Raw genomic sequence first — 8,141 nt, forward strand, 5'->3', positions numbered from 1 at the left:
TTATTATTGACTAGAGTCATGCTCTCTCGGTCTTGTTCGGCCAGCTCCTGGATGGCCTGTTGGTACACCTGGGCAGGTGTGGATCCCTGGTTGACTTGCTTCAGCCAGCGTTGGGCCTCATTGCCCTGGTGGAGCAGGGTTTGCAAGGGAGCTAGAAAACAGCCCAAGCCTTGAGGTTGGCCAATACGCCAAGCTTCGGTCAGCAGCTCTTCGATCCACTCTTGGGCCGCCCGTTCCCGGCCTGTCCGCCAATCGACCAAACGAGATTGCAGCGATTCTCGAGCAGCAGCCTGCTCGTTGGCTTCGCAAAGGCTCTCCAGCTCTGTTGGGGTAAAGGGCCCCCGCAAGGGATCCAGCGCTTCCGGCTGGGCCAGCAACTGCCAGAGACGGGCTTCCACCAAGGCGGTAATGGCCAGAACCATCACCGGATCCCCCACCAGATCGCAAATGCGCAGCTCCACGCGGTTGAGGTGGTAGGGCCGCTCCGGGCCGTTGGGTCGCACCGAGGCCCACAGGTGGCGCACATTCTGCATTGTGCCCAAGGCTAGCTGCTCCTGGATCCAGGCAATGTAGTGGGCGTGATCCCGGAAGAAGGGCACCTGAGCCGGCGTTTTGGGGAACACCTGCCAACGGCTGGAGTGGGATCCCGTCACCCGTCCGTCCAGAAAAGGAGAGGAAGCGCTCAGAGCTAGGTAGAGAGATGCTTCCGCTCGCAGCAGGCGACAGGCCCGGAAGATAGCCTCGGTATCCGGCAGGCCGACATTGATGTGAATGCTGGCGGTTACCACCCGCGTGCCGTAGGTGCGCTCGATGTAGTCGTGGTAGGGGTTGCCGGGATCCGACCGCTCGAAGTGGTCGCTGCCGCCCAAAGCTAGCGTGCTCCCTGGCAGAAGGGTGTAAGGGCCAAGACGGCGCAAAAATTGCCGCAACTGTAGGCGAGGTCGCAGCAGAGCGCAGAGCAGGTCTTCGTAGCGGCGGAGAGGGGGGGTGATGTACTCCACATTGCGCCGATCCGGCTCCCGCACAAACCCCGGCAAAGCTTGGCAAATGCGATCCGATAGACCCACCACTTCCCCGGCGGCGGTGCCGGTGTACATTTCCACCTCAAAGCCCTTGGTTAACAGCACAGGCCAGCCTCCAGCCGCAGCCTCACCAGTCTAACCTTTCTCTTCTCCCCTCATTGTCCTGGGGTTTGGCAGGGAATTGGCCGATGGTAGGGAAGTTTCTCGACCTGTTTTAGAATGTCCCTGTAAAGCAGTTTCGGGAAGAGACAGAGTGGGGGATCCCATCTACATCCTGGGAGCGGGGCCGGCAGGCATGGCGGCTGCCTATCGCTTGAACCAACTGGGTTTTTCCGTAGTGGTGGTAGAACGAGAGGAGAAGGTCGGGGGTTTGGCCAAAAGTATTCAGTATCAGGGATTTATCTTGGACTATGGCCCGCACCGTTTTTTCACTAAAATCCTGCCGGTGCGAGAGTTGTGGAATCAGGTTTTGGAATCCGAGCAAGTAACCGTCCGACGGCTCACCCGCATCTATTACCGCAAGCAGTATTTTCAGTACCCCATTCAGGCCTGGGAAGTCCTGCGCAAAGTGGGTTGGTGGGAAAGCCTGCACATTGTCCTTTCCTATCTCTGGGCACAATTAATTCCGCGACCAGCTCCCCAGAACTTTGCCGACTGGGTCAAAGGCAAGTTCGGCACCCGACTCTTTCAAATGTTCTTTGAAGGATATACGGAAAAGCTTTGGGGGCTCCCTTGTACCGAGATCAGTGCTGATTGGGCTGCCCAGCGCATCAAAGGTCTCAGCCTTGGGCAAGCCATCCAAAAGGCCTTGGGGTGGAATCGAAGCTTGGCCAAGTCTCTGATCGACCAGTTTCAGTTTCCTCGTCTGGGATCCGGGCAGCTCTATGAAAAAATGCAGGAGTATTTGCTTGCCGAGGGACAAAAAGTCCTGCTCAACACAGAAGTAGTCACCCTCAGACATCGGGGATCCCAAGTTGTCGAGCTGCAACTGCGCAATCTTCAGGATGGAAGTGAAACTTGGGTCTCCCCCTCCCACGTCATTTCCTCGATCCCTCTGACGGTGTTGGTGCAGAGCCTGCGGAAATTGCCTCCCCCCCAAGTGCTGCAGGCAGCCCGCAATCTCAGATTTCGCAATACTGTCTTGGTTTACTTGATTGTGCAGGGATCCCAGCTCTTCCCCGATAACTGGCTGTATATCAACGATCCAACGGTGGGGGTGGGACGGGTGACCAACTTCGCCAATTGGTCTCCGGCCATGTTGCCCAACCAAGAGCAAACCCCCTTGTGCTGTGAGTATTGGTGCAACTTTGGGGATCCCTTGTGGCAAGCTCCTGAGGAGGAATTGCTGGCTTTGGCCGAGAAGGAGCTGCGTCAAATTGGCCTGCTTCACGATCAAAAGATCTACAGTGGCTTTGTGGTGCGCCTGCCCCGCACTTATCCCATCTATACCGGTAGCTATAAAGAAGATTTAGCCATTTTGCAGGAGTATCTCAGCCAGTTTGAAAATCTACAAGTGATGGGCCGCTACGGCTCATTTAAATACAACAACCAAGATCACAGTTTACTGATGGGCTTGCTGGCGGCTGAGAACATTCTCCGACCCGGTAGTCACAATCTCTGGCAGGTGAACTCCGACGACGATTACCAAGAAGAAATCAAAGTGCCATCTTCACCCTTAACGATTCAGCGATGAGCTTTCCTCTCAGTCATCTGTTGCAGCGAGGTCGGCAGTACCTTGCCCCTTTCTTAGGGCAAATCTTGTTGCCCAGTTTGGCCTTGACAGTGCTGCAGATCTTTATGATCTCCCTCTGGAGTGAGGAGAGCGACTATGCTTCTGCCTTCACAGCCCTGAGTCAGCGGGATAGCTATTGGTATCTCAGCATTGTGCGGCGGGGGTACCAGTTTGTGGGTTTCGACAAGATTGCCTACGAGCAGAGCAACGTAGCTTTTTTCCCCGGCTATCCCCTGGCAGTGGCCGCAATCAGTCACCTTGTGGGAGTTGACCCTGAACTGGGGCTCTACCTCACCGCCCAGCTCTTTTGCTGGCTGATGTGGGTTTACCTTTTCCTGCTTTACCGCAGGTGGCAAATTCCCCCCCTCTGGCAAATTTTGGCCAGTTTGCTCATCTTCTTTTATCCCACCAGCTTTTACCTGGTCGTGGGCTACAGCGAATCTTTGTTTATGGCCAGCCTACTGGGTTTTCTCTACTGGTCAATTCACGGGGGCCGTCCCCTGCTGATGCTCCTGGCTGGGATCCACGGCTTGGTGATGAGTGCTGCTCGGATTGTCGGCTTGCCGGTGGCGCTGCTCCCTTTTTTGAATCTCCTGAAAGCGGGGGAGAGAACCCAAGCCCGCCGTTGGTTTTGGACGAGTATGGCAGCGAGCTTGGCTCTGTTGGGTGGCCTGGGCTTTTTTCTCTACTGTCAGCTCCGCTTCGGACGCTGGGATCTCTACCTGGAAATGCAGCGTTACTTTACCGGCGTGAAAGCCAATTATCAAGCTATTTTCCAAGCTCGCACATATGTCCTTTCCGCCGAACGCTGGCAAAGCTTACTCTCTCTTTCTGCACCGATGAAAGACCCTGGGCTGTGGGCTGACGCTCTTAGCCAACTGTTTGTGTCTGCCACCCTGGGATCCCTGCTTGTTACAGGTTTAATGGATGCGGCAGGAGTTATGGCAGGTAGAAGCCAGTGTTGGCGGGAGCGGCTGGGATTTCATCTGGCTGCTTGGGCCATGTTTTACATTGCCCTGACGGGTACGAGCCCCTTGGGCCAGCGAAGCATGAGCCGCTATTGTCTGCCGGTTCACATCCTGCAGGTGTTGGCGTTGGTACATTGGGCCAAACACACCGATTTCAGCTTCATCCCCCAAAGGGTGCTTGGCTATCTTGGCACTATCCTGAAGCTGGGCTACGGGCTTCTAGCTTTGATCTTCCTCGCCCTCAACCAAATCCTCACCTGGCGCTACGTCCACCATCTCTGGGTGGCTTGACTCCGCTTTCCTGAAGATAGGATGTGAGGGATCCCAACTTCTCACCGGCTGAGAGCTGTGGCCTTCTCTTCTCCCCGCAAGTCTCCCCGTCAAAACTCAGCCCCGCGTGTCGCTCAGACCCTTGAGCCCGCCAAAATTTACCCCTGCCCGTGCTGCCACCAAGGTCAGTTACGCCTGATCACCCTAACCGAAGCCTTTGGGTGTAGCCGTTGCCAGCATATTTTTGCCATTACCCCCGACCGCCTGTACATCGAGCAACTGGCCGTTTCTTATCCCTATCGCAAAATGTGGTTCTGGAACGGCTACCAATGGGTGTTGCGGCGGGAAAACACCCTACAGGGATCCGCGCTCTTGGGCCTCACCCTCAGCTTGGGCATTGTCTTGGCGGTTGGGTTCATCGGCGCAGTGCTCTTCCCAAACCAAACCCAGTTGCTCAGTTGGTTCATGATTCTCGGCTTGTTGCTAACGCTGCTGATGGTAACGGCGATCCTGCTGCTGCGGCGGCCCTGAGGTGAGTGAGATTTTCTCCAGCGACTGGTCTCCAGAATTGGCAGCCCCAGCACTTGTGGATCCAACCATTTCTTGTTAGCAGTGGTCTGGAGAACGCAGCGGGTCTGTCTCTAATGGGCTAGGCGGGAGAAGTTCAAGTGACAGATTTCGGTTCAGACTTTGACTTAGGTACCACTCTGCGACAGGTACGCCGCTTACTACCGCAGATGCAGCGGTTGAGCAGCCAAACCAAGCGCCAGGCCCTGCTGGCTCTCTCGCGGTGTTTGTTGGAGCGCTCCGATCTGCTCCTGGAAGCCAATACCCTCGACCTGGAAAGTTGCCGCGAGCAAACCGTACCGGAGTGGATCCTCAACGGCCTGAAGCTCACCCCCGAGCGTCTACAGCGATCCGCCCAGTTGCTAACTCTCCTGGCCCAGCAGCCGGATCCCATTGGCAAGCTGGAGAAAGGGCACCGCCAGGAGAATGGCCTGTTTATTGGCCGCTACCGCGTCCCGTTGGGGTTGATTGCTCTGGTCTACGAAATCTACCCCGAGTTTGCCTTAAATGGCATTGGCATGTGCCTAAAAACAGGAAATGGCGTGATTTTGGCCAGCAGCGGTCCCATCCAGAAAACTCACCAGGCTATGGTCAACCTGTTGGCAGAGACGGCTTATGAGCACGGGATCCCGGAAGGAGCCATTCAAACCTTGCCCGCCCAAGACCAAACGGCGGATCCCCAAGCAGATTCCCCACTGTTGCCGTTGCTACAGCAAACCCGCTACCTCGACCTGGTGATTCCCTGCGGTCGCCCCGGCTGGGTGGAGTTCCTGTTGCAGGCCAGCAAAGTGCCGACTCTGGCTACCCATTTGGGCTACGGCCACATCTATCTGGATCGCACTGCCCCTTGGCCCTTGGTCAAGTCGGCTTTGTTGGATCCCCTGGCCCAGTACGGCTCAGAAGGGATCCCTATCTATCAGCCTCTCACCCTCTGGCTGCTGATCCACACCGATTGGGCCACCAACCATCTGACCGCCTTGATTGAGGACTTGCTGGGTCACGGGATCGATATCCAGGCAGCCGCCCCCATTCTGGAACAGTTCCCGCAGCTCCAGCCGCTTGGGCAAGGCTTTGACTCGACGGAACGACCTCATCTGCGCCTGCAGCCCATTGCCGACCTGACGGAGGCGATCGCCTGGATTAACAAAAATGGTTGCCGTCAATCGGAGACGATCCTCACCGATAGCCAATCGGCGGCCCAGCGCTTTCTCCAGGAAGTAGATGCCGCCCTGATCCACATCAACACTTCCCCCCTCTCGGCAGGCCGGGGAGCTGGGATCCCCACGTTGGGAGCGTTTCGCGACCTGTCTTTGGGCATTTCTACCCAGCGGCTGCACGTGCGCGGGCCCATCGACGTGGAAGCCCTGACAACGGTGAAGGTGGTGGCTCAGGGTGACCTGTAGAGCTGGAAGGTTGGTCGGCCCGCCCAAGGACCCAAGAGCTGCGATGAGGCTGGAGAAGAATAAGAATAGTAAAGAATAGATCGCCATCAGCTCAACATCCAACTGAGCCCAAAGGGAGGACTTTTTTGGGGATCGACCTTCGCAGTTACGTGTTTTTGGATCGGCTGCAACCCCAGTATGCTGCTTATCTGGGCACAGTAGCCTACGGCTTTTTGCCCCTGCCTGGGGACACTTCTTTGTGGGTCGAGATTTCCCCCGGCATCGAGATCAACCGCGTTATGGATATTGCCCTGAAGGCCACCTCGGTGAGGCCGGGGCTGCAGGTGGTGGAACGCCTCTACGGCCTTCTGGAAGTACACTCCAGCAACCAAGGGGATACCCGCACCGCCGGACGGGCGATTCTGGCTGCCTTAGGGGTGAGTGAACAGGAGCGCCTCAAGCCCCGCATCATCTCCAGCCAGATCATCCGCAACATCGATCCCCACCAAACCCAGTTGATTAACCGTTCCCGCCGTGGCCAAATGCTCCTGGCTGGCCAAACCCTCTACATCCTGGAGGTGCAACCGGCAGGCTATGCCCCCCTGGCTGCCAACGAGGCAGAAAAATCTGCCCAGATCAACATCCTGGAGGTGATGCCTTTCGGTAGCTTTGGCCGCGTGTACTTGGGAGGGGAAGAGCGAGATATTCTGGCCGCCTGCCGTGCTGCTGAAGCCGTCTTGGCGGGGGTTTCCGGTCGGGAGCCCCTCTTGTTGCCTGAGGAGGTGTAGCCAATGGCAGACTCCGATCCCAAGCCAAGATCGCCCCTGTCGCAACGCCGGGATCCCTCTTCAGCAGAGCAGGTGAGGCTGTTGACGGAGCTGGCCGCTCCCTACCGCAGCTTGCGGCGCTTCATCTACTTGGCGGTGGGGTTCTCGGCTACCATCGGGGCGTTTGTGTTTTTCTTTCAGGCCCTGGCGGGACGGGACTTGAACACCACCTTGCCCAGCTTGGCCTTGCAGTTGGGGATCCTGGCCGGCGCCATCGGCCTGAACAGGCTGGAAAACCGCTCTCACCAGAAGGTGATCAGACAGGTCAAACAACGCTTGGGCATGCAGCAAGACTCCCAGGAGCCCCAACGGTCGGCGGACAGTTAGCCCGCCCATTCCCCGCAGCCCCTTTCTCAATCCAGATCAAAGTCATCATCATCCGCGTCAGCACTGCGCAGATAGCGGCGCTGAGTTTGGCGAGCGGGATCCCCTTGTGACCACTTTTGGACAATTTGGACACCCAGAAAGGTCAGAAAGGCCCCCAAAGCCACAAACGTGAGAAGTGGGATCGCCAGGATCACCACTGCGCCCAGGACATAGATAGCCACCTTGGGCAGAGACGGATCCACCCCCCAGCGGTGGCTGCGCACCCAGTCGGTGAGCTGCTGATCCCAGCGGCGTAGGCGAGGGACGTTTTCCTCGAAGATCTCCAGCAAAATTGGCCCCAGACGACGCAGATTGCCCTGAGTTTGCCTTCGCCAATCTTGCACCGAGCGCCCCATGTTCGGGATCCCTTGTCCTGTCATCTTCAGGCCGATCCTAGCCCAACCCCAGCAACCTTCCCATTGGCCCACCGGATGTAAATTTGTTTGAACATTTGGATCGGAGATTTTGGAGGCTTCCCAGGACTACTGTACACTGAGGGCACTTGCGCAGCGATGCTGCTGCCCTGCGGATTCGGTAAACCTCTTTTTAACGTTTCAACCTGCTCGACTGGAGAACGCTAATGGCTCACTCGGTCAAGATCTACGACACCTGCATCGGCTGCACTCAGTGTGTGCGGGCTTGTCCCACCGACGTGTTGGAGATGGTGCCCTGGAAGGGAAAAAACAAAGCTGGGATGATCGCGGCTGCCCCCCGCACCGAAGACTGCGTTGGCTGCAAACGCTGTGAAACCGCTTGTCCCACCGATTTTCTGAGCATCCGAGTCTACCTTGGCCCCGAAACCACCCGCAGCATGGGCTTAGCCTACTGATGGGGGCACCTGGCCGCAACCCCACTCTCAACTGCCCACAGAGCACAAGTATTCCAGAGTACCAGAAAAGCAGTTTACTTCCCAACCCAGTTCCAGCCTTTCCCTCTTCCGGGGAGAGGCTGTGGCGTATGGCAGGTCTTAAGCTGTTTGGTAAACTACCCGACACCCGCGCTATGCG

General features: G+C 57.2%; 9 protein-coding genes. 7 read left to right on the plus strand and 2 right to left on the minus strand.

Annotated elements, in window-relative coordinates; genetic code table 11:
• The coding region (gshA, locus tag NW818_RS02280; RefSeq protein ID WP_414423728.1) for a glutamate--cysteine ligase at positions 1-1,127 on the minus strand (1,127 nt) is incomplete at its 3' end.
• Between the two features lie 148 nt (positions 1,128-1,275).
• Between gshA and NW818_RS02285 the strand changes: the two genes are divergently transcribed.
• From NW818_RS02285 to NW818_RS02310, 6 genes are all read left to right on the plus strand, one after another.
• Entirely contained in the window at positions 1,276-2,715 is a 1,440-nt protein-coding gene (locus NW818_RS02285) for an NAD(P)/FAD-dependent oxidoreductase (protein ID WP_414423729.1), read from the plus strand.
• A complete protein-coding gene (locus NW818_RS02290) occupies positions 2,712-4,013 on the plus strand; it encodes a hypothetical protein (RefSeq protein ID WP_414423730.1) in 1,302 nt (433 codons plus the stop codon). The genes NW818_RS02285 and NW818_RS02290 overlap by 4 nt, the downstream gene beginning before the upstream one ends.
• A 57-nt stretch (positions 4,014-4,070) precedes the next feature.
• Positions 4,071-4,523 (plus strand): hypothetical protein, encoded by a 453-nt coding sequence (locus NW818_RS02295; RefSeq protein ID WP_011432204.1) that lies wholly within the window; start codon positions 4,071-4,073, stop codon positions 4,521-4,523.
• Between the two features lie 137 nt (positions 4,524-4,660).
• Positions 4,661-5,962 (plus strand): gamma-glutamyl phosphate reductase, encoded by a 1,302-nt coding sequence (locus NW818_RS02300; protein ID WP_414423731.1) that lies wholly within the window; start codon positions 4,661-4,663, stop codon positions 5,960-5,962.
• 125 nt (positions 5,963-6,087) lie between these two features.
• Positions 6,088-6,729 carry a hypothetical protein gene (locus NW818_RS02305; protein ID WP_011432202.1) on the plus strand — a complete coding sequence of 214 codons (642 nt, stop codon included), beginning with the start codon at positions 6,088-6,090 and terminating at the stop codon, positions 6,727-6,729.
• Between the two features lie 3 nt (positions 6,730-6,732).
• Positions 6,733-7,095 (plus strand): DUF3493 domain-containing protein, encoded by a 363-nt coding sequence (locus NW818_RS02310; RefSeq protein WP_414421464.1) that lies wholly within the window; start codon positions 6,733-6,735, stop codon positions 7,093-7,095.
• A 26-nt stretch (positions 7,096-7,121) separates the two neighbouring features.
• On the opposite strand, the gene NW818_RS02315 is transcribed toward NW818_RS02310, so the two are convergent.
• A complete protein-coding gene (locus NW818_RS02315; protein ID WP_238376872.1) occupies positions 7,122-7,514 on the minus strand; it encodes a hypothetical protein in 393 nt (130 codons plus the stop codon).
• A gap of 200 nt (positions 7,515-7,714) precedes the next feature.
• On the opposite strand from NW818_RS02315, the gene psaC reads away from it, so the two are divergent.
• Positions 7,715-7,963 (plus strand): photosystem I iron-sulfur center protein PsaC, encoded by a 249-nt coding sequence (gene psaC / locus NW818_RS02320; RefSeq protein WP_414350136.1) that lies wholly within the window; start codon positions 7,715-7,717, stop codon positions 7,961-7,963.
• Positions 7,964-8,141: the final 178 nt, after the last annotated feature.

It is taken from the genome of Synechococcus sp. R6-5 (assembly GCF_047461775.1).
In the GTDB taxonomy this organism is placed as follows: domain Bacteria; phylum Cyanobacteriota; class Cyanobacteriia; order Thermostichales; family Thermostichaceae; genus Thermostichus.